Annotated in this window: 16 protein-coding genes, 1 pseudogene and 2 CRISPR repeat arrays (1 of these 19 only partly in view); of the genes and pseudogenes, 8 read left to right on the forward strand and 9 right to left on the reverse strand. The window is 69.0% G+C overall.

Annotated features, from left to right (window positions below; translation table 11 throughout):
* A CRISPR array of direct repeats spans nucleotides 1-933; the repeat unit is 29 nt; unit sequence GGGACCATCCCCGCGCGTGCGGGGAGCAG; it begins 377 nt to the left of the window's first position.
* A gap of 93 nt (nucleotides 934-1026) precedes the next feature.
* The 9 genes from cas2e to ACIP79_RS02310 all read right to left on the reverse strand — a co-directional run bounded on the left by cas2e (nucleotide 1027) and on the right by ACIP79_RS02310 (nucleotide 13225).
* The gene (cas2e, locus tag ACIP79_RS02270) at nucleotides 1027-1377 is read right to left on the reverse strand and encodes a type I-E CRISPR-associated endoribonuclease Cas2e (protein ID WP_401218110.1); all 351 of its coding nucleotides are present in this window, start codon (nucleotides 1375-1377) and stop codon (nucleotides 1027-1029) included.
* Entirely contained in the window at nucleotides 1374-2330 is a 957-nt protein-coding gene (gene cas1e / locus ACIP79_RS02275; protein WP_401218113.1) for a type I-E CRISPR-associated endonuclease Cas1e, read from the reverse strand. The genes cas2e and cas1e overlap by 4 nt, the downstream gene beginning before the upstream one ends.
* A 4-nt stretch (nucleotides 2331-2334) precedes the next feature.
* Nucleotides 2335-3114, reverse strand: a complete 780-nt coding sequence (gene cas6e / locus ACIP79_RS02280; RefSeq protein ID WP_401218115.1) for a type I-E CRISPR-associated protein Cas6/Cse3/CasE — start codon at nucleotides 3112-3114, stop codon at nucleotides 2335-2337.
* A complete protein-coding gene (gene cas5e, locus ACIP79_RS02285; protein ID WP_401218118.1) occupies nucleotides 3114-3848 on the reverse strand; it encodes a type I-E CRISPR-associated protein Cas5/CasD in 735 nt (244 codons plus the stop codon). The genes cas6e and cas5e overlap by 1 nt, the downstream gene beginning before the upstream one ends.
* A complete protein-coding gene (gene cas7e, locus ACIP79_RS02290) occupies nucleotides 3845-5038 on the reverse strand; it encodes a type I-E CRISPR-associated protein Cas7/Cse4/CasC (protein WP_401218120.1) in 1194 nt (397 codons plus the stop codon). Before cas7e ends, cas5e begins: the two co-directional genes overlap by 4 nt.
* Entirely contained in the window at nucleotides 5035-5721 is a 687-nt protein-coding gene (gene casB / locus ACIP79_RS02295) for a type I-E CRISPR-associated protein Cse2/CasB (RefSeq protein ID WP_401218123.1), read from the reverse strand. The genes cas7e and casB overlap by 4 nt, the downstream gene beginning before the upstream one ends.
* Nucleotides 5718-7382 carry a type I-E CRISPR-associated protein Cse1/CasA gene (gene casA, locus ACIP79_RS02300; protein ID WP_401218126.1) on the reverse strand — a complete coding sequence of 555 codons (1665 nt, stop codon included), beginning with the start codon at nucleotides 7380-7382 and terminating at the stop codon, nucleotides 5718-5720. Before casA ends, casB begins: the two co-directional genes overlap by 4 nt.
* A 22-nt stretch (nucleotides 7383-7404) precedes the next feature.
* Nucleotides 7405-10290, reverse strand: a complete 2886-nt coding sequence (gene cas3 / locus ACIP79_RS02305; protein ID WP_401218129.1) for a CRISPR-associated helicase Cas3' — start codon at nucleotides 10288-10290, stop codon at nucleotides 7405-7407.
* Nucleotides 10291-10519: 229 nt separating this feature from the next.
* Nucleotides 10520-11891: direct repeats of the CRISPR family, unit length 29 nt; unit sequence CTGCTCCCCACGCACGCGGGGATGGTCCC.
* 524 nt (nucleotides 11892-12415) lie between these two features.
* Entirely contained in the window at nucleotides 12416-13225 is an 810-nt protein-coding gene (locus ACIP79_RS02310; protein ID WP_401218131.1) for a helix-turn-helix domain-containing protein, read from the reverse strand.
* 325 nt (nucleotides 13226-13550) lie between these two features.
* Between ACIP79_RS02310 and fabG the strand changes: the two genes are divergently transcribed.
* The 8 genes and pseudogenes from fabG (at nucleotide 13551) to ACIP79_RS02350 (ending at nucleotide 21616) form a co-directional block, all read left to right on the forward strand.
* On the forward strand, nucleotides 13551-14273 hold the full coding sequence (fabG, locus tag ACIP79_RS02315) for a 3-oxoacyl-ACP reductase FabG (protein ID WP_401218134.1): 723 nt from the start codon (nucleotides 13551-13553) through the stop codon (nucleotides 14271-14273).
* Between the two features lie 804 nt (nucleotides 14274-15077).
* Nucleotides 15078-15956 carry a helix-turn-helix domain-containing protein gene (locus ACIP79_RS02320; RefSeq protein ID WP_401218136.1) on the forward strand — a complete coding sequence of 293 codons (879 nt, stop codon included), beginning with the start codon at nucleotides 15078-15080 and terminating at the stop codon, nucleotides 15954-15956.
* A gap of 2 nt (nucleotides 15957-15958) precedes the next feature.
* The gene (locus tag ACIP79_RS02325; protein WP_401218139.1) at nucleotides 15959-16675 is read left to right on the forward strand and encodes a hypothetical protein; all 717 of its coding nucleotides are present in this window, start codon (nucleotides 15959-15961) and stop codon (nucleotides 16673-16675) included.
* A gap of 149 nt (nucleotides 16676-16824) precedes the next feature.
* Nucleotides 16825-17451, forward strand: a pseudogene (locus ACIP79_RS02330) (WhiB family transcriptional regulator); the annotation flags it as partial.
* A complete protein-coding gene (locus tag ACIP79_RS02335; RefSeq protein ID WP_401218142.1) occupies nucleotides 17451-18755 on the forward strand; it encodes a DUF2637 domain-containing protein in 1305 nt (434 codons plus the stop codon). The pseudogene ACIP79_RS02330 and the gene ACIP79_RS02335, both read left to right, overlap by 1 nt.
* A complete protein-coding gene (locus ACIP79_RS02340; protein ID WP_401218145.1) occupies nucleotides 18755-18946 on the forward strand; it encodes a hypothetical protein in 192 nt (63 codons plus the stop codon). The genes ACIP79_RS02335 and ACIP79_RS02340 overlap by 1 nt, the downstream gene beginning before the upstream one ends.
* A 316-nt stretch (nucleotides 18947-19262) precedes the next feature.
* On the forward strand, nucleotides 19263-19880 hold the full coding sequence (locus tag ACIP79_RS02345; protein ID WP_401218147.1) for a plasmid mobilization protein: 618 nt from the start codon (nucleotides 19263-19265) through the stop codon (nucleotides 19878-19880).
* Nucleotides 19877-21616: a relaxase/mobilization nuclease domain-containing protein gene (locus tag ACIP79_RS02350; protein WP_401218150.1), complete on the forward strand. Its 1740-nt coding sequence runs from the start codon at nucleotides 19877-19879 to the stop codon at nucleotides 21614-21616. Before ACIP79_RS02345 ends, ACIP79_RS02350 begins: the two co-directional genes overlap by 4 nt.
* Nucleotides 21617-21942 lie beyond the last annotated feature (326 nt).

Genomic DNA, 21942 nt, shown 5'->3' on the forward strand with positions numbered 1-21942 from the left:
CGCGCGTGCGGGGAGCAGGGTCGTGGTCAAGCATCGCCAGCCGCCTTGCCGGGACCATCCCCGCGCGTGCGGGGAGCAGTTCCGCCGGGTCCGGTGGTGTCGTTGTGGCTCAGGACCATCCCCGCGCGTGCGGGGAGCAGTTGTTCCACGTTGTTCGCGGGTGTCCTGGCGGGGGACCATCCCCGCGCGTGCGGGGAGCAGACAGAGGGTAACTTCGTTACCCGAAGGGTGACGGGACCATCCCCGCGCGTGCGGGGAGCAGGCCTCATCGCCCCCGTAGACCTCGTTGGCCTGGGGACCATCCCCGCGCGTGCGGGGAGCAGGATCAGTCCGTGTGCGGCGAGCGACTGGACCCGGGACCATCCCCGCGCGTGCGGGGAGCAGTGGTGAGAAGCGACATCCGCTCGCAGAACTTCGGGACCATCCCCGCGCGTGCGGGGAGCAGTTCATGCGCGCCTACGCCCGCGCCATCTCCCCGGGACCATCCCCGCGCGTGCGGGGAGCAGTTACCGAAGACGGGGTGGCGCACCCTGCCGTCGGGACCATCCCCGCGCGTGCGGGGAGCAGTTGCGCCCCGACCAGCGCGCCGCGATCGCCCCGGGACCATCCCCGCGCGTGCGGGGAGCAGGCCTGCACCCGGATCCGGATCCCCAGCGCCGGGGGACCATCCCCGCGCGTGCGGGGAGCAGGCGGTCTGTGGTGTCCGTGTTCGGACATGCGTGGGACCATCCCCGCGCGTGCGGGGAGCAGTTGAACCCGTACCAGGACGTGAACATCTTGTCGGGACCATCCCCGCGCGTGCGGGGAGCAGGGTGGTCGTCGATGTCGTGGAGGTTCTCGAACGGGACCATCCCCGCGCGTGCGGGGAGCAGAGCACGACAACGTCCGAGCCACCGATGACGAGGGGACCATCCCCGCGCGTGCGGGGAGCAGACTGAGTGACCTGCACGTTTAGCGTGAGCACCGCCCATTTTTGAGCAGTTTCACTGAATCGCCCAAAGCGGCCATATCTAGCATTCCTCGGGATTAGCTCCTGCCGAATCGGCGGCGTTTGGAGGCCTTGCTCCAGCCGCTTCCGGGGGCACTAGTTGCGGGGGGCGTTCCGCTGCTTGGGCGGCGGATCAAGGTGAGGCCTTCGTGGTCGACGGGGTGCCAACTGTGGTCGTGGGTGCGGAATGTGTAGCCCTGTTCGTTGTTCGTGGTGTGGGCGAGCAGGGCTCGTCCTTGGTGTGCGTACTGCTGTACCTCGTCCCAGAGGACGTCGCGTACTTTCGCCGAGGGGTTACCGATGAAGACACCTGCGGAGATCTCCAGAAGCCATCGGGTCAGGAATCCTCGGAGTCCGGCTGGGCAGTTGGTGAGGACGATGACGGTCACCAGCTCACCGAACCTTCGTCGTAGTTGCGGCCGGAAGGCACCGTGCGCCCGCCGTCGCTCTGCAAGGTGACGGCGTCGGCCGTGCTGCTGGCCTCGCCAGGGCTGCCTGCGTTCGGTTTGAGGAGCTGTTGGATGTCGGCGACGCAGCGGTCCAGCAGGGAGAGCTCGTTGATGCGATCGCGCAGGGCACGTCGGGTGCGTGGACCGACGTCTTCGTCTCCTTCCACTGCGACGTCGAAGGCCAGCGGGATTCCGATCTCGGTCTTGTAGAGGTCGGCGATGTCCAGGACGAAGGACAGTTCATGTCCTGAGTGGATGAAGCCGAGCGCGGGACTGCATCCGAGTGAAGTGACGACAGCGTGAGCGATGCCGTACATGCACTGGGCAGCGGCGGTGATGGCCTGGTTTGCGGCGTCGCCGCTGGAGAAGTCACCTGGGGTGAACTCGCGGCCGCGCCAGGGGAAACCGGTGCGTGCCGCCTCGATGCGGTAGCAGTCTTTGACTCGTCGTCCCTCTCGCCCGAGGAGTTGGTGGCGGGTGAGGCCGGCAGGGTCTTCGCCGGGGAAGCGCAGCTGGTACATGGCGCGGGCGACGGCGAGGCGGTTGCGGACGTTGGCCCACTGTTCGGCCTGGGCTTCTGCGAGGGCTGCGGAACGGGTCAGGGCCCGTCCGGATGCGTAGTAGCGCACGCTGTGTTCGCCGACCCAGGCCACGGCCGCGCCGGTCTCGCCCAGGACGCTCATGGCCTGGTGGGTGATGCGGGTGCCGGGCCCCAGGAGGAGGGTTCCGATAGTGGCGGAGGGGATGTGGGTGGTGCCTTCGGCGTCCTCAGCCGTGATCGCGTTGGCGTCGCGGTGGATGGTGCAGCGTTCCAGGTAGATGAAGGAGACGCGGTCGCTGGTTCGTGTGAGGTGCCGTGGCGTGAGCGCGGGGCGCTTGCCGGCTGTCGTCACCTGCTCACCCTTTGGTGTCGGGGGCGGGCGGGGCGAGCGTCATCAGCCCGCAGCCGTAGGCCTTGGCTTTGCCGAGTCCCTGGGTGAGGGTGCGGCGCAGTGCCTGGGGGTCGGTGACCTGGAGGCGCCCGTCGAAGGTGACGGTCACCAGGCTCACGGGGCCGCGAGGGGACTGGGTGGGGCCGCCGGATTTGGTGAAGGACAGGGGGTGCTGGTCGCGGACGGTCAGTTCGTAGCGGTCGCCGTGGTGTTCGTGCCCCTGGTGGGTGATGCCGCCGGGCAGGAGCCGGCTGGTGTCAGGTTTTTCGATGATGCGGAATCCGGCTCGTTCCTGGCGTTCGAGGAGCCATTTCTTCTGGTGGACGGGGGTGAGGTGGGCGGTCCGTTTCGTGGGCTCGCCTTCTTTTCGGCGGATGTGGTGGACGGGATTCGCGGTGAGCCTGAAGGCCCAGGTGCCGCCCTCGGTGAGACGGTCCAGGAGCGGGGCGTAGGGCCGGGTCTGCCAGCCGGGTGTCTGCGGGTCGGCTGCTGCTGCCGGCCATCCGGCCTGTTCGACGAGGTGGGTGAGGTCAGGCTGGGCGGGGCTGACGATGTACAGGAAGACTTCGGCCCGCGCTTGGTGGTCAAGGCGCCACAGCACGCGTGGGGCGCCGCTTTCCCCTTGGGCTGTGGGAAGCAGGCCGGGGAAGGAGGACATCACGGCTGCGTGGAGTATCTGCGGCGAGGAGAGCAGGCGGCGGGCGCCAGGGCGTGCGGTGTTTACGCGGAACCGGGTGAGATGCATCAGTTGCTCTCCTCCTGAAGAGCGGCGAACGGGTCGTGCGCAGGCACAGGCCGTGCCGGGGTGGCGGCCTGGGAGTGGGGAACGTCCACGGCGGTGCGCACGACGCCGCGCAGGGCGTGGTGCCGGTGCTCTGCCGCGAAGCTGAGGGGCTGGTCGCGCAGGACGTCCGCATGCTGTTCGCCGGGGCGGGCTTCGCGCAGGATCGACACGGGGACACTGGCCTGGCGTCTTTGCTCCTTGCGATACCAGCGGGCGGCCTGCCAGGGCTCCTCGCGGAGGACCTGCTCGAGTTCGCCGCCCTCGTGGAGGCCCAGTTCCAGAGGGAGGGAAGGCGGGCACGACCGCCGGCCGAGGTAGGGGGGGTAGACCGGGTTACGCAGCGCGTCGTGGAGTTCGCGCAGCAGGGTGCCGTCTCCTTCGACCGCGGCGACGAAGACGGCGTCGGCGAGGTAGAAGCGTTCGGAGAGCGGCATCGACTTGCCGGTGTCGGCGTGATGGGCGGTCTGGAAGTCCCGCAGGCGGGTGCCGGGCTGGTCGATGCGGACACCGAAGCGCAGCGCGCCGAGGCGGGCCAGTGCGGTGTCGTCGCCGCGCTGAATGCCCTGGGCGGCGGCCAGGACGCCGATGACGCCGCTTTTGGTGGGGGCCGCTTCGGTGGTGCGGCGGGTGAAGCGGGCGGACGCCCCCCAGGATTGCAGGGGGCCTGCGAGCCGCAGGGTGAGCACGCTCCTCATGCGGGCTTCTCCATGTGGCCCTCGACAGCGGCGCCGACGGAGGCCAGGAGTGCGGTCAGGTTGGCTGCCTCTTCGCCGAGCCCGGTGAGTTTTTCGGTGTTGGGGCCGACGCGCAGGACCCAGGTGCGGGTCGAGGTGTCGTCTCCGTAGGCCCGTTCGATGTCGGGGATGTATTCGGCCAGCCGCCCGGCGGCCTGCCGCACATGCCCGCCTCCCCGTTCACTGGCTACCGGTTCTTCGAAGGCTGCGACGAAGCTGATGGGGCGGGTGGTGCGGAGCTTGACGATGATCGCGTCGGGGAGGGTGTGGTGCCCGAACGTGTTGATCTTGCCGGTGGGCAGGGAGGCGGCGAAGCCGTGGACGAATGCTTCCACGGCGCGGCGCACAGGGTCAGTGATGGGCTCGTCCTCGCGCAGGCCCTGGCCGAGGTTGTCGCGGAGTTGGTGGACGGCGACGGTGGCGTAGCGGTAGAGCGTGGCGGAGTTGAAGTCGACAGTGCCGATCATCCCGGCGCCGGGTTCGGCGTCCGTGTTCCTGTCATCTACGGCGGTGTAGTAGTCGGACTCGTTGTCCACCCGGTGCACGCTGATGGCGTGGGCGACCTGGACGGCGGCGTCCACGTTGATGTCCGCGGAGTCGGCGACCATACGGCCGAACAGAGCGATGTCGACGGAATGGCGGGTGTCGGCGATCGCCTTGGCCTTCGCCTTGTTGTCCTTCAGATGGGCTTTGATGTCGGCCGCGCCGTCGACGGCGAATCGGGCCAGGCCGTCGAGCTGCCGGGCGCTGAGGAACATCAGGTACTTCGACTGTGGCGGCGCCTGCGTCTCGCCGTCCTTGGCCGAGCCTGCCTTGCGCTTGGGCACCTCGATCTTGGAGCCTGTCGCGGCCTCGATCACCTCCGCGGCCAGCGACAGCGCCAGACCTTCCTCGATGGCGGGGTCCAGGCCGGTGATGCGCTCAGCGAGGACTTCGGCGACCTTCTTGGTCCGCACGCCCAGTTCACTGGGATCCAGAAGGTGCTCGTCGGTGAAGTAGGTGCGAGTGGCGCGCTTCCATGCCTGGCTGGAGACACGGGCCCGGGGCACCCCTCCGTAGACCGCGGACTTCGGCGCCCCGGTGTCGTCGCGGTTGAGGTTGCTGGGCGGCACGGTCTGCAGCGCGTGCACGTCGAGGAAGATCCGCTTCACGAAGGGTCCTTGAGGGTGTCGATGGTGCCGTCGGGAGAGGGAGTCTGGCGTGGGGCCGCCCCTGAAGCAGGGGCTCGGTAGGCGTGGAAGGACCGTCCCCATGACCGGCGTACGGAGTCGCGGCCGCCCGGCTCCTGCCATTGGCACAGCTCTTGGGCCAGCAGGGCGTAGTCGAGTTCGATGTCCGCGCCCCGCAGCAGGATGACGATGTCCCGCAAGCGTGCGGAGAGCGCCGGCAGGTCTGGTGCATTGCCTGCGCGGACGAAGCGTTTGAGGACGGGTTCGGCGATGTCGTCCGGCGGCATCAGACGGCGCACGGCGGCCCCGAGCCCCCGGGGCTTGTCCCGATGGCCTCTCTGGTGCATACCCGTGGACTTGGACTGCTGGTGCAGTGCCCACAGGGTGGTCGCCACATGGACGGCGTCCTCGGCGCGTGTCAGCTCCGCCTCGTCCACTAGACGGCCGGCATCTGCGGACGCATCGTGCAGGGCCCCGGTGTCGAGCAGGCCCCACAGGTCGGGGACCTGGGCAAATTCCTTGCCGGCGCCACGCCGCAGCCGGGCCAGGACAGCCACGGCGTGCGGCCGGTCGGCGAGGTAGCCGTTCTGCAGCCCGGTGATGAGGCTGCCGGCGACCGTTGCGGCCCGGTCCCGGGCCGTGGAAATGCCGGTTGTGGTAGTCATGCGGGCACCCTCGAAGAGGAGTCGGGATCGCAGTCCGGACCCGCGTCTGCGGGCGGCCTGTCCTGGGCGAAGGGGTGGCTCAGGGCCTTGCTGAGGCGGGAGCGGAACCACCGGTCGGCGAGCGCCGAGTTGAGCCACACCGACCCGGTCCTGGAGGGCACAACGCGGCCCTGCCACGCGGGATCCCCCGCGGACGCCTGAAGCCTGTCGCCGAGCGTGATCAGCCGCCGATACACATCCCGCTGCCACACCGCACGCCGCGCATAGGGATCGTCCGCACCCGACAGAGCCGTCAGCCAGGCGCGATAAGGGCCATCCAGGGCTGCGAAGCCGGCTTCCCGCGCCGCAGCCCGCGGACCGTCACCGTCCGCGCCGGCCGACCGGGCCAGATCCGTGGCCAGATCACCCAGAGCGATAACGGCTGCCTCTGCTTCGGCGACCGCGTCGATGGCCTGCTGAGCATGCTCCCGATCACTTCGGTGCAACAGCACGACGCCCATGGCGACGTGGTCATCGACGATCTCATCGATCACCGACTGCTGGGTGCCATAGACAGATCCGACCACGCGAGCGCGGATCAGAAAGCCGCGAGGCAGCCCTCCTTCGGTGACCAGACGGGCGATCCACTCCAGGACACCCGGCCGCAAAAACGGGGCAGCATCAGCTCCCCGGCCACTCTGGACACGGTCGACGATCAGCGAGGCCAGGCCGCGCCACGCCGACCGTGCGGGGTCATGCTCACGGGGCAGATAGATCAGCGGCTTGCCCTGCTTCTTCTCCTGCGCCGGGCTGCGCCGCCACACGGACATCGGCTCGTGCGTGTGCATGTTGTAGGCGGCAAGCGGGTCACCGTAGCCGAGAACGACTCCGGTGACCTGTTCGGCATCGACATGCAGCCGCACCCGGCGTGACTGCCACGTGTACAGATCCCGCAGCCCCGCCGGACGCCGCCCCCCAGCCGCCGCGGCCGTGCACGGTTCACGCCGCCAGGCCGGCCGATCCTCACGGCCAAACCTCAGACCGTCAGTGTCGGCGGCCACCAGATTCAGCAGCAGGGTCTCCCGCAGGCTGTCACCTTCCGCGAACACCCCGCCGAGCGCCCCGGCCCACCCGACACCGAGGGGATACACCTTGCCGCCCTTGGCACGGTCATCGCCCACCGCGCCAGACTTGATACCCGAGGTGTCATAGGCGTGAGCGTGAACGACCCAGCGGGCCGCCTCGGCAAAACCGAGCCGGCTCACGCCCGGCAGACGCGAGCTGAAGAAGGGGTCACCGTTGGGGACATCAGCGACGATCCGGTTGAGAGAAGAAACCTCGTCCTTCGCCGTGCGAAGACCGGCCACCTGGTAGAACGGCGCCTGCGGGTGCAGCAGGTCGAACCGGTCACGATGCCGGTCCAGATACGGGCCGACCGCATCGAAGCACGCATCGTCAGCCCACAGATCGGCCCACTGCTCAATATCCTGCGGCCCGTCAAGGGCGTCGTGCGCCACCGCGAGCAGCAGCCGCAACAGCGCGAACTCCTGCGACGGCAGATCCCCCACGATTCGTCGTAACTCATGCGCCTGCTCGAACACGGCACGCAGGGACAGTTCATCCTGACGGCCATCGCGCCGCAGGACCCCAATCCAGGGCCGGCTGGTGAGGTCGAACGCCAACGCATCAGTGTCATCGCTTGGTTCAGGCACGGGTCACCTCAAGACCGTCACGTTCGCTGTAGCGGAGCTGAAACCCTGCCAGGAGGGTCTGACAATCGGCATCGAGTGCGAGAACCAGCTGGCCGGCGAGCCAGTGACTGTCTTTCGCCTGCCATGCAGGAACGTAGAGTTCCTCCAGCTCCGCGATCGCCTTGTCCATTACCTCCGCGGCGCAGAACTGGATCGGCAGCCGCAGGCCACAAGAGGCCGCGGCCCGCGCCGCCTTCGGCGACGGCACTCGGTCCAGGGGCAGCTCCAGGCCCCCTTTGCCGTCCGCGAGCCACGGCAGCGTGGCCAGGGAGCCGTCCCCCCGGCGCTGGACGACGACGACTTCCAGGGTCTCCCTGCTGTCACGTACCTGGGCGCGCCCGGCCCGGCTGTCGTCCGCATCCCCGGCGCCCGCGGCGACCCAGCCGATCAACGGCCGCCCGGGACGCCCTGCCGGAGCCAGGAGGAACGTGTCCGCCCGTCTCGCCTGGTCCGCGCGATGTCTTTCGTGGGCCTCGTGCGCCTTCGCCATGGCTTCAGCCCACCCGGCGGGCCCCACTGCCGCATCTGCGTAGGCGCTTTGCACCAGTGGACTGATGTCCTGCGGAAGCCGGAGGGGCCTGTCCTGCACGTCCAGACAGGGCAGCAGGACCGCGGCAGACCGGAGCAGCAGGTGGGCCCCGTAGACCGCGACCGATCCCCGTACCGGCGTGGGCACCTCGGGGTTCCAGTCGACACCGGTCACCAGGCAGCGCGCCATACGCAGACGCTCCGGACGCTCGCTGTGCTGATGCCGGTGAAGGCGCCCCACTCGCTGCAGCAGAAGGTCCACCGGGCACAGATCCGTGACCAGCAGATCGAAATCGACGTCGAGGGACTGCTCGGCGACCTGACTGGCCACCACGATGTGCATCCCGGGCCGCCCACCAGCCTTCCCCGGCGGGCCGAAACGCCGCAGGAGATCGGCGTCCTTGGCAGCCCGGTCGACATCGACGAAACACGAGTGCGCCACCGTCACGTGCTCGTCACCGAACCGCTCACGCAAAACCCGGGCCGCCTCCAGAACTCGCCTGACCGTATTGCGGACCACCAGGACACAGCCACCGCCGTCAAGTTCCCCAGCCAGTCGATCGGTCAGAGCACCCAGATCGTCATCGAGCCGCTCTACCTGGATGTCCCCACCGCGCCCAGAGACCGCAGGCTCCTCGATCACCGGATCACACCCGGGCGCCACCGCCGTCAGCAACGGATACGCCGCCGTCCGCCCCACCCGCTCGAAGGCCGGGTCTCCTTCACCAGCCCCCGCATAGGCCTCGGCAAGTTCCCGACGCCTGGCAGCGGGCAGCGTCGCCGACAACACCACGACCGGCACCCGGTACTCACCCAGCCACGACAGCACCCGGTCCAAGTACACGCTCATATAGGTGTCGTAGGCGTGTGCCTCGTCGATCACGATGACCTTGCCGGCCACCGCGAGATGGCGCAGCACCAGATGCCGCGACTTGAGCCCCGCGAACAGCAACTGGTCCACGGTTCCCGCCACGAACGACGACAGCATGGCCTTCTTACGGCCCCGAAGCCACTCATGCGCCACAAGTTCCGCCGCAGCAGCTCGGGTCGCCTGCGAAGGCCGCCATTCCTCGATCACGGAGTCCACATCAACAGCCGTGATCGGCTGACGGCTTGCACGGATCAGATCCGCGTACTCCTCGTTCAGCGCGGCCTTGGAGTGCGCCAGCAGCACCGAGACACGTACGCCGTCCTCGGCAGGCAGCCTCTCCAGCCAGTCCAGAAGACGAGGGAACATCGCATTGCCGGTCGCCATCGTCGGCAGCGCGAAGAACACCCCTCCCGCACCCGCGCGCGCCGCGAAGATCTCAGCAACAGCAAGAGCGGCCTCCGTCTTGCCCTCACCCATCGGAGCCTCCACCAGCAACAGCCCCGGCACAGGCATCTCCCGCGCAAGCCGGACCGCCGCCTCCTGCACCGGCCGCGCCTTCGCCCCCACCGGCAGAGCAAAACGCGAGGCGAAAAGCTCCTCCACACCCCCGCTCGGAACTACAGGCCGCCACGGCGCCGGAAGCCGCAGCCCTCGCCACGCCGCAGCGACACGCTCCTCCCCGCTGCGCGGCGACTCCTGCGGGAAGTACGGGAACAGCTCCGGGTTACTGGCGATCCAGTCCGCAATGATCACCACCGCGGTGAGCAGCACCTGCACCGGCTGCGACAGCCTCGCAGTCCGCCACGTCTCCAACCGCCTGCGCACACCGAACGCATCAGCACACGCATCTAGCAACTCACCCTGCACCCGCCGCCACACGGCACGACTCGGCCCCGGCGTGCGCAGCAGGTAGGACCGATCATCAAGCGCCTTGATCTGACCATGGTCCGGCGGCACCCCATGATGGCCGCCCACTACAACCGTGAACTGCCCCCACTGCCGCCCCGTCCAGCCCTGCGACTCGAGCCACTCGCCGAGCAGCAACTGACCGGCCAACCCGTGTGGCGCCATCCTGCGGTCCGGCCCGAACGCCCGCACCGTCCGCATCTCCAGACCCTCCGCCCGCATCCGGTCAGCAAGGCCATCGACCTGACAGGCAAAGGCCGGCGTCGCCTTCCCGATGTCGTGAATCCCCGCGAGCCAAACCACCAGGCAACGCGCATCCGCCTCGCTCCCCGACACGGAATCGGCGATCAAAGCGCGCAGACTATCCGGCAACCAGTTGTCCCACAGCAGCCCCGCCACAGCGGCACTGTCGTCCATATGCCGCCACAACGGCAGCCACCCGTCAGTGTCACGGTCATGCTTGGCCCACACCGTCCGCACCGCACCCACCAGCCGGCCACCCACCCCTGAACAGCCGTCCCCATCAACTGTCATGGCCCGATGACTACAGGCAAACCCCACGACCGCGCAGGCCTCTGCAGAAAATTACCCACTGTCTCAGCAAACTCAAGCCCGAACCACGAGGCATGTAGTAAGCAGGCCGCAGCCTCTATTGCCAACCAGCATCAGATCCTTCCAGATTTCCGTTATGTCAGGTTTGACGGTTTCGATGAAACCCTACGAAAACCAAGCACTCCCGCCACGAACTCGCAGGTCGCGCAGTCTGCTCCCCACGCACGCGGGGATGGTCCCCTCTCCGAGGTCGCCGTTGCCGAGATGGTCGAGCTGCTCCCCACGCACGCGGGGATGGTCCCGCCTACATGGAGGGGATGACGGTCTACGGGCCCTGCTCCCCACGCACGCGGGGATGGTCCCTTCGGGACGCGCGCCATGATGCGGCGCTCGGACTGCTCCCCACGCACGCGGGGATGGTCCCGCCGGCCGCTGCGTCGCCGCCCACAGACCGACCTGCTCCCCACGCACGCGGGGATGGTCCCGTCCAGGCCTTCATCCGACGTCACCGCCAGTACTGCTCCCCACGCACGCGGGGATGGTCCCACCCTCATCTACGTCGAATCTTCGGGCCAGTTCTGCTCCCCACGCACGCGGGGATGGTCCCCGGGTGGGGATCTACGACCCGGACGGGGACCTCTGCTCCCCACGCACGCGGGGATGGTCCCCTCGAGCCTGTCAACGACGGCCCTCCTTTCAGCTGCTCCCCACGCACGCGGGGATGGTCCCGCTCTGCACGACGAGAACGGCGGCCCCCTCGCCTGCTCCCCACGCACGCGGGGATGGTCCCTCCGCGGAGCCGTCGACCTTGACGGCCCACCCCTGCTCCCCACGCACGCGGGGATGGTCCCACCAGCGCCCGCTTCGCCGAAAAGCGACTCCACTGCTCCCCACGCACGCGGGGATGGTCCCGTCGCCGAGCGGTGGGGCGAGGAGCAGGAAGCCTGCTCCCCACGCACGCGGGGATGGTCCCTTCGGCAGGGTCACCGTGTACGAGACGCGCGCCTGCTCCCCACGCACGCTGGGATGGTCCCTCGTGGATGATGCCGTCGTCGAGCGGCACCGTCTGCTCCCCACGCACGCGGGGATGGTCCCTCCGGCCGCATGATGGCCTCGCCGCCGGACAACTGCTCCCCACGCACGCGGGGATGGTCCCAGCACGGGAGGTGTGCAGCCGGATGTGGTGGACTGCTCCCCACGCACGCGGGGATGGCCCCGTCTCGTATTACGTCGTGGCGATCAGGGGGCCCTGCTCCCCACGCACGCGGGGATGGCCCCGTCGTCGAGGGCCTGTGGTCGGGCATCCGGTCCTGCTCCCCACGCACGCGGGGATGGTCCCGCGGCGGGCAGCGCGTGGGAGTCCGTCGACCTCTGCTCCTCACGCACGCGGGGATGGTCCCAGCACGGGAGGTGTGCAGCCGGATGTGGTGGACTGCTCCCCACGCACGCGGGGATGGTCCCGAGTACGAGGCGCCCGCGATCGGCAGCTCGGCCTGCTCCCCACGCACGCGGGGATGGTCCCGACGGCCGCCGCATCACCTTCACGGCCGAGGACTGCTCCCCACGCAGGCGGGGATGGTCCCGAGTGGATCACCGCCGTCCTCAACGAGACCGCCTGTCCCCTCACGCACGCGGGGGAACGGGGCCCGGACGGACACCGCGCGGGTCTTACCTCCGTAACACGGAGATCACCGACTTGCCCGGAGGACCCGTGAACGAAGCGGCGAACCCGCTCGCCGGGCGCCGAGAAATGCCGGAGAAGACGGACTTCGAGCCGCGTGGCTGTGCTCCGCATTCACATAAGGCTTCTGAGGCAAGCAGCTTGGACGGCGACGACGCTGAAAAATTCGAAAACGCCGGGAGTTCGAGACAAGGATCGATACTCCCCGCGGCGAAGCCAACCGGCATACCCCCCGAACATCCTGACCATCCGTCACTTCCCGGCAGCAGGCGTGACTTTCAATCAGGGCCACGCCAGCGAAACGTTAGCTAGACGTCAGATTCGATCCCTGCATGGCGAGTTGCACAGCCTAAGGTATTCATGGACTACTACACCCCGGCTCCCGCAAGCGAATCAATCAAGAAAACTCAACTACTGAAGGGGCGTTCAGTCGCTCGATACAGGCACTGCGGGCATGACAACCATGACGCGGTACGAGGGAAGTTCCAGAGGAGCCCCCGCCATGAACCGAACCGCGAACTCCTGCCCTCCCTGCCCCGCCAGGTAGAGACGGCGCGGCCGTTCCGACGACGGGTGGGTCATCGCGGGCAGATCAGGTGAATCCCAGAGCTTGCGGGCGACTGGGTCTGCCCGGACGGTCGCGGTCACTGCCTGCATACGCTCGTCGGTGCGCCACTCGTCAGCGTGCACGCGCAACTGGGCCATCATGGGCATCGCCCACTCCTCCTCCCAGTTGACGAGCTGTCTGCGTGCTTCAGGCCAGGTAAGGGCCCATTCCATGACGTTGAGGCCATACTGCATCCACGGGAAGTACTCCAAGGTCTTCGCGTTGTAGGCCAGCACGTCCCAGCGCTTGTCGTTGAGGTAGACAGCCCACGTACGGCTCTCCTCGACGAAGGCACGAAACGTCTCGGGGAGCAAAGCGCTGAGGTGGCTGACAGGCGCCTTTTCGGGTGCCCGGCCGCGGGTGACGCGGTACACGATGTCCCACTCTTCGTCACTCAGAGCGAGGACGCGCCGCACCGCGTGAAGGAAGGCGTCGCTGTAGTTGCCGGGGCGCCCGGCCTCCAAACTGCCGTACCAGTAGCGGCTGACGCCGGCGAGCTGGGCCGCCTGGCTCTGCGTGATTCCTGGGGCCCCGCGCGTCCCGAAAGCTGCCTCAAAGCCTGGGATGTCCGATGCGTTACGACGCGCCCGCGCTTGCTTCAGAATGCGCGTGGTGATCAGGCTCCCCATACCACTCCTTCAATAACGTTCACATAACAACGACCATTGAGACCCAGGTCACATTCCCGCATGGTCGCCACCTCCACCCCTTGCCGTCGATTGGATGCATCACGGCTTGCAGGCAAGGGAGTTGACGTCGTCCAGCTAATCCAGCATTCGGGACGCAAAGCGCCATCGCCAGGCAATGGAAAGTGTCAGTTTCCATCCCCAGGATAAGCACAACCTTTGCGCCCCTTTGAACCACACAGCTACGCCCTACTGTCACTGCAACCGCCGCAGCGAGGCCACCTCCGCGACGGCGGACTAAACCAGCTGACTCGTGTAAGGGATTTTTATGCCTCGCTCTGTTTTGATCACCGGCGGAAACCGTGGCATCGGGCACGCTACGGTTCGTGCCTTCATCGGCCGCGGCGACCGCGTCGCTTTCACCCACCGCACCGAGAGCGCCTCATTCGATCTCGTCCACGACGGTGCGCTGCCCCTGTACTGCGACGTCACGGACCCAGAACAGGTCGAGAGCGCCTTCAAGGAGGCCGAGGTCGACCAAGGCCCGGTCGAGGTCCTGGTAGCCAACGCCGGCATTACCCGCGACAACCTCCTGCTGCGCATGCCCGAAGAGGACTTTGCCGCCGTCCTTGACACGAATCTCACGGCGTCCTACCGGCTGGCCAAGCGGGCCACCCGCAGCATGCTGAAGGCTAAGCGCGGCGGCCGGATCATTCTGGTATCGTCGGCTGTCGCCCTCAGGGGCGAGGCCGGGCAGACCAACTACGCGGCTTCGAAGGCGGGCCTGATTGGTTTCGGCCGCTCGCTCGCTCGGGAGATCGGCTCGCGCGGGATCACGGTGAACATCGTGGCCCCGGGTCTGACCAACACCGCCATGGCTGCGGCGTTGCCCGAAGAGCGCGTCCAGAAGATCATCGATGATGTTCCGCTGGGCCGGATCGGCAATGCGGAGGAGATCGCCTCGGCCATCGCTTTCCTCGCCAGCGAGGAAGCCTCCTACATCACCGGCGCCGTGATACCGGTCGACGGCGGCATCTCCATGGGGCACTGACCGCACAGACCGGCGCCTGCGCCGTCGTGCGGTTCCCGGTCGGCGCGGGCAGATCCTGGGGCACGACGGCGAGCAGACTCTCGTCGCTCGGAGCTTCGCCGTACTCGTCGACCGTCAGAAACGACACGAGGCACCCGTCCCCGCTGCGACGCCCGGCAGTCCCACATCACTGCCGCCGCAAGGCACACGCCTTGGCCTCCGAATTTCGACGGGCTGCCCTCGGAAGTCGGCTGCGCACGTGGCCGAGGAGTCAGACCAGCGGTGATTCGCGAATACTCACCAGGCCGCACCATCATGCAGGGGCTGTGCCGTCGCCGACTCCAGTCGGCGATTACGGAAAACTTTACCCGCATCACAATCTGCGACTACTACAGCGTTTGAGAACCAACTCTGGATCTTGAAGCGGGTCCGTGCGTATGTTCGTCGTCCCCTGGGCGCCCCGTCCAGCACAGCACCCCGAGGAGCACGTCACCTAGCCACCCACCCCGCACCGCTCTCCATACAGCGGCGGCGTCCGGGAGCGGTAACTCCCGAACGCCGAACACGCAACGGCATCTCCTTCACGGCCAGCGGCCACTGCAGAGATGCCCACCATCACCTCGCTGATCCCATTGGACCGGGTACGTCAGCGTGGCAGTACTACAAAGGGGATTCTTGCATGCCTCCTGCCCTGCGCAAAAAGGCCGACCGCCCGGCCTGCGCGGCAGCTACCTCCGCCTCCGCGGCTCTCCGCCTCCTGGTGGAACCCACCCTGACCGGGGCTCCGGCAGCTCGCCGCTCTCATCTCCTGATCGAGGGTGGCCGATGAGCAGTGACGCCCGTGAGTGGGTGTGGGAGCACAGCTCCAGCCGGGGAACAGCGCGCCTGGTCCTGCTGTCGATCGCCGACCGAGTGGCCGACGAGCAGTGCGTCTCCTGGGCCTCACTCTCCAGCCTGGCCATCCGCACGAACGCCTCCGTCTCCACCGTGCGCGAGGCCATCGACCGCCTGGTAGACGCCGGTGAGCTGGAGCAGCTCGACGTCCTCACCGGCCCGCAGCGCAGCACGGTCTACCGCCTCCCCCTCGCTGCCAAGGCCATGGCAGCGACCGCGGAGGTCGAGGAGGACGCCGAGCAGGTGTCCGGGACCGCCCCAGGACTTCGGATCTCGTCCCTGCGCCGGTGCGGAATCCGCCCTCGTGAGGTGCCGCAGTCCCCCGCGAAGGTCCGGAAACCGGCAGTGCCGGAAACCGGTAGGTCGAGGCGGAAAGCGGCACCTCGACCTACCGGAAACCGGCACAGCGGTGTACCGGAAACCGGCACACAGAACCGTAGTGAACCTGATTTGAACCGGAGGTACAGCAGTGGTGGTGCTGCCGTCCTGACGGCTGCCGAGTGGCAGATCGACCCTGCCACCCACGCCTGGACCCGCCGTCAGGGACACCTCGACCGCCTCGGCGAGGAAGGTCTGCGGGCTGCCGACGCGAAGTGGCGGGCCCACCGAGCCGGCCACAAGCCGAGGCTGGCGGATGCCTGGGCTGCCGACTGGCGCTCCTGGGTTGTCCGGGAGCACGCCCCCAGCCGTCCGAACCTCTACGCCGTGCCCGGCAAGGGGCCGGCCGCGCCGGGCGGCATGACGCGGGTCGAGGCCCACACTGCCGCACTGCTGGCTGCCCTCGACGAGCCGACCGGAACGGAGGGCTGACCGTGGACCGCCGCGAAATCGCCGCCCTGCTGGCCTACATCGGCCGGCTCGACCCCCGCACCATCCGCACCGACCAGGGCGAGGCCCGCGACCAACTCGCCCAGTGGCACGAGCTGCTCGGTGACGTGCCGATGGCAACGCCGCACGGCTGGGACGCCCGTGTCGTCGCCCGCCAGCACATTCGCACCTCCCCGTACCAGATCCTACCTGCGGACGTGTCCCGTCCTTGGGACAGCTACCGGCGCGACCGCCTGGCCCGGCACTGCGACCCCACGCCGTCAGCCGATCCGGACGACCAACGGGCCTGGACCGCAGAGCTGGTCGGCACCCGCCGCGCCGTCGCCGCGGGCACCGCGCAGCCCGCACAGGCCCGTGCGATCTCCAGCGGTCGCGAGGGGATCGACCCGGGGCTGGAGGCGATGGTGCGGGAGGTCGACTCCTGCATCCCGCCCGCCGCCCGTGTCGCCCTAGCGCCCTATCGGCCCGCCCGGGCAGCCCGCGAAATGGCCGTCATTCTGGGAGAGCCTGACGCCCTGAGCGTGCGCTGCGATTGGTGCAAGGCCCAGCCCGGGGAGCCCTGTCGCCGCCGTCGGCTCGGCCCTGACGACGGGGTGCGCGCAGCCACCCCGCGCGGCACCCCGCACCCCGGCCGCCTCGACCTTGCCGCCGCCCGGCGGACCCCGCGGGACGACGAGGCGGAGCAGCCCTCCATGGCCTGACAGGCGCATCCGGTCCGCGGATCCCTTCCGGTGCAACACCACCGTCCCACCCCGGCGGCGCATGCCCTCGCGCCGCATCCGGCACCCGACGCCGCCCCCGCCGAGCGGCACATCCGTCGGCCGACGCGGCAGCACATCGGAGACCTCCCTTGCGCCACATCACCACCCACGACGCGCCGGCCACTGGCCTGCGCGGCATCGGGGACACCAGCTGGCACGCGCATGGAGCGTGCCACGGCATGGACGTCGAGGACGCCGACGCAGTCTTCTTCCCGCTCCCCCGGGACCACGAGGCCATCGCCGAGGCGAAGGAATTGTGCGGCTGGTGTCCGGTACGCCGCGACTGTCTCGACTTCGCCCTGGAGAACGTCCTCAAGGAGGGCATCTGGGGCGGACTCACCGAGGCCGAGCGCCGTCCTTGGCACGACGGCCTGCACCAGCGCCTCGACTACCGGCGCGTGACGGCCTTCTTCCAAGGACGTGACGTGCACCTGACCGAGCCTGAGCGACAGGTTGTCATCGACCACGCCTACGTGCGCGGCTGGCGGCCCGACCGGCTCGCCGCCGTCCTGCAGATCAGCCACAAGCATGCCCGCGACCTGCTCCGCCAGGCCGCCAACAAGGTGTTCGACCGCGACCGCACCTACGGCGTTCCCAGGCCCCTGAAGAAGCGGACGAAGACACCCCCGGGCACGGGCGCCCCCGCACCAACCAAGCCCACAACACGTCCCGCGACCCCGATGGCCACGGCGTCCAACCCTCCTGGAAAGGCCGCATGTCCCCCACCGCTGCACACCCCGCCGTCACGCCCGTCGGGTTCTGGGACCGCCTCGCCATCGTGGTCCTCGGCCTCGCCGGATGCGCCCTCAGCTACGACGCCCTGCAGCAGATGGCCGTCGCCATCCACATCCGCGGCTTCCTCACCTACCTCTTCCCCCTCGTGATCGACGGCTTCATCGCCTATGGCGTACGCGCACTGCTGGTCCTTTCCGAGGCCCCGCTGCGTGCCCGGCTCTACGTTTGGGTGCTCTTCGGTACCGCCACCGCCGCGAGCATCTGGGCCAACTCCCTGCACGCGGTCCGCCTCAACCAGCAGACCACTCACTCCGGTCTGCGCCTCGGCGACACGGTCGTCGCAATCCTCTCCACTCTGGCCCCTCTGGCTCTGGCCGGCGCGGTCCACCTCTACATCCTCATCACCCGCCACCACCCGGGCGCCGGGCACGCGCCGGACCAGGAGAAGAAGGTGTCCGGGAAGCGGACCGCGGACCACGAACACGCCGCTCGCGCTCCCTCACCGGACCAGACCCGACCCGCGGACCGCCCGGACGACACCTCGGACCGCGGACACGGACCGACATCGCAGGCCGGTCCAGAGAGCGTGGACTACAGCGACGCGACAGGCCGGAGCCACCAGCGGACCGCCGACCAAACCACCGAAACCGTCCCGGCGGACCACGAAGCCCCAGCCACCGGCCACCGGACCAACCCCACCCCGGACCAGACCGCGACTCTCGACACGACTGGCGCGGACCAGCAGACCGGCGTTGGCCCGCAGGGCATCGAAAACGGTGGGCAGACCAGGAAGACCACAGGTCAAGAGGCCCGGCGCTCTCATAGGCCGGCGAAACACGACCGAGCGGACCATGCGAGTGGACCGTCCCTCGATCCGGCGGGTGCGGTCCACGAGCGCCCTCGGTCTGCGGACCGGTCCGCCGAAAATGCCCCTGCGAACCGCGACGCCCCGGATTACACGGACCAGCCCGCTGACCGTCCGGGAGACCACAACGAGGACGGCCCGTCGGGCGGACCGCAGGGGGCGCGGACCACGGGCCACGGAACGTCACACGCGCCGCGGCCCAAGTCGGCGGACCAGAACGACGAGGTCCCGTGGGAAGTGAAGGTCGAGGTCGCGCGCCAAGCCGCACTCGAAGCGGGTCGTATGACCCGCCGAGTCCTACGACCTCACCTTCGGCGCAACAACATCAGCATCAGCAACGAGGGCTTCCGCAAGCTCCAGGCTCAGCTGTACGCAGACCCGGCGCTCGCGCACCTGCCCCGCACGACGAGGAAGCCGTGATGAAAACCTGCCACCAGTTCGACACCGTCCGCGGAGAGTACGAGCGGGAGATCGGCTTCCTGCTCGCCCACTCTCACCGGCACGAGGGCAGACCAGCAGCAAAAGCCAGCGCAAAGCAGGCTGCCTCGACGAAGCAGCGGATGGCCCGGGCTCTGTCCAGCCACGTCGGGCGCTGCCCCGAGTGCGGTTGACCGGCAAGCCGCCAGCTCAACACCCCTATTCGCAACAGGTGGCCCGGCCCTGCGCCTGGCCACCGCCCCGCTTACGGAGGTTGGCCGTGATTCCGAGTCCTGCTCTTCATCTCAGCCCACACCCTCTGAGGCAGGCGCCTGGGTGGACGTCCTGCTCCGTTGGCGACTTCTGCGCGCCGCCGTCCTCACGCCGACCGGCCCGTGGCTCGTCCAGGAGCACCACAACGGACCCCGTCCGTATCTCACGGGACCGGCCAATGCCCTTGCAGACCGCCACCTTCCAGCACCGCACCCGCTCCATGAGGCTCGAATCCCGATGACGAATACCAACAATGGCGGCGGGACACTGCAACCTGTTCTCGACACCAACTCGATCTCAGGGCGAGCAAGATGGAGGTTCGGACACTCCCCCGAGGGGGCAGTGTCCGAACCTGTCCCCGCCCCTGGGGTGGCGGGGCCCGACTGGCACCAGGGGGCGCCAGTCGGGAAGGCTGCGACCGAGGGCGGATGGCAGCCAGAAACCGCCCACAAGGGGCGGGCGAGGGGGCGAGCGCGTCCGCGCGACAAGAAGCAGCGTCGCGCGCACAGCGTCCGCCTCAACCCGTCCGAACTCGCTTTCATCCAGGCCGGAGCAGACGCCGCCGGTATGAGCGTGGCGGGGTTCCTCGCCTACGCCGGGCTAGCCATGGCCCGCGACCAGTCCCGTACCGCCGTCGCCATCGCCACCGAACGCGACGTGCTCACCGAACTGTTCGCGATGAGGCGGCAGCTCGGCTGGGCCGGCAGCAACCTCAATCAAGCCGCCAAGATCCTCAACTCCGGCGGTGACGTTCCCCAGATAACCCAGGTGATAGCCGACGTCCGCCGAGCGGCCGACGCGGTGCGGATGGCTGCCGACAGGGTAGCCAACCGGCAGGCAGACGAGGCACCTTGATTCCACAGATCCACAAGCAGGGCAGCCACACCCTGGGCCTGCTGTACTACCTCTACGGCAAGGGAACCCACGAGGAACACGTCGATCCACATCTCGTCGCCTCCTTCGACGGCATGTCGCCTGACCCCGGACGCGATGCGACAGCTACCAAGAAGGATCTCGGGCAGCTGCTCGACCAGCCCCTCCATCTCCTTGCCGCGGATCAACGCCCCGACAAGCACGTGTGGCACTGCTCGGTGCGTGCTGCGCCCGACGACCCGATCCTGACCGACGACCAGTGGGCGGACATTGCGCGTCGCATCGTCGCCGCCACAGGGATCGACCCGCGCGACGGCGCGGGCTGCCGCTGGGCCGCCGTGCGGCACGCTGACGACCACATCCACATCGTTGCCACCCTCGTGCGCGAAGACGGCCGACGCCCCGACCACCACCGATCCGGCAAACGGGCGCAGGCCGAAGCCCGTCTCATCGAGAAGGAACTCAGGCTCCGGCAGGTGGCCCCCGGCGACGGCACCGCCGCACAGCGGCCCACCAGTGCCGAACGGCACAAGGCCGAACGCCAGGGTCGCGAGCGCACCGCCCGCGAGGAGCTGCGCGAGACGGTACGGCGCGCGGTGTCCGGTGCGAGGAGTGACGAGGAGTTCTTCGACCGGCTCGCCGCCGCTGGCCTCCTGATCCGTAAGCGCGCCGCGCCCTCCGGAGACCTCCTCGGATACAAGGTCGCTCTGCCCGACGACCTGAACAAGGACGGCGTGCCTGTGTTCTACCCCGGCGCGCGCCTGGCCCCTGACCTGTCGCTGCCCCGCATCCGGGAGCGCTGGTCCGGCGACACCGGGACCGATCCGACTACTCCACGGCAGGAGGACACGGTCCGTGCGGGGCCCGGCACCCCGGCCTCCGCCCGCCGCAGGACGGCATCGGCCGCGTGGCAGGCCGTGCTCATCGTCGAGCATGGCGACGACGCGGTCGTCGCCGCCCACATCACCGCCGCCGGTGAGGTCCTGGACGCGCTCGCGAAGACCTCCGCCGCACACACCCGCAGCGAACTGCGAGACGCCGCCACAGCGTTCGAGCGGGCCTCCCGCTCACACGTACGCGCCGTACGCGGGCACGACCGCGCGCTGCGGCAGGCCGCCCGCGACCTCGTCCACGGAGGGCCCGCCCTCGGCCGCGGTGAGGACGGTGCCACCACCGCGATGGCGATCGACATGCTGTTCTTCCTCATCACCGCCGCCGCCCACTGGCACGCGAGAAAGGGCCATGCCCAGCAGGCAGAAGCCGCCGCCCAGGCCGCCGAGCACCTGCGAACCGCCTACCAAGCCGCCGCCCAGCCGCTCGGCGTGCTCTACCAGCGAGGCCGACGTCTGAGCCGGCCGGTGCTCCAGCGGCAGACCGCGCTGCTGCGCGAAACGCTGCCCCAACTCGCCGAGCAGATCCTCACCGAGCCCGGCTGGTACGCCCTGGCCGCGACCATCGCGGAAGCCGAAGCCGCCGGCCACGATCCTGCCGCCCTTCTGTTCACCGCGGTCGGGCGCCATGAACTCGACACCGCGGAGTCGGTGAGCGACGTGCTGGTGTGGCGGATGCGGCGGACGGCCGATCTGCCCGCCGACGCCTCGCCCCTGTCCGAGAGCGGCACCGCTGGAGTCCAGTCCGCAACCCGCAGGACGGCCTCCCAGACTTCCGCGCCCGGCTGCCGCCGCAGCGGGGAGGAGACATCGGGCAAGACCCGGTGAGTCCTGCCTGGCCGGGAGGCAGCCTCAGCGCGCGACCAGGAGCAGGCGTACCGCCACCGCCCCGCTCGCGACCCACAGCGGACCCCGGCGGCGTTCAGGCCCGCGGTGTGATCACGGGCGTTGCGCACACGCAGGAGGAACGCAGGGTCGCAGGTGCGGCGACTCGAGCCCGTAGGTGACGCGAAGTTGGGCGGTCGAAGGCGACGTGGCGTATTCGGGCACGCCGAAGGGACATCACTCATCCGCTCGGAGACACGCGCCGTGCCCACTCGTCATCCGCGCCCCAGGAGGCGGAAAGCGCCTGATGACCTGCCCGAAGGCGACTG

The sequence above is a fragment of the Streptomyces sp. NPDC088747 genome (genome assembly GCF_044751025.1).
In the GTDB taxonomy this organism is placed as follows: Bacteria; Actinomycetota; Actinomycetes; order Streptomycetales; family Streptomycetaceae; genus Streptomyces.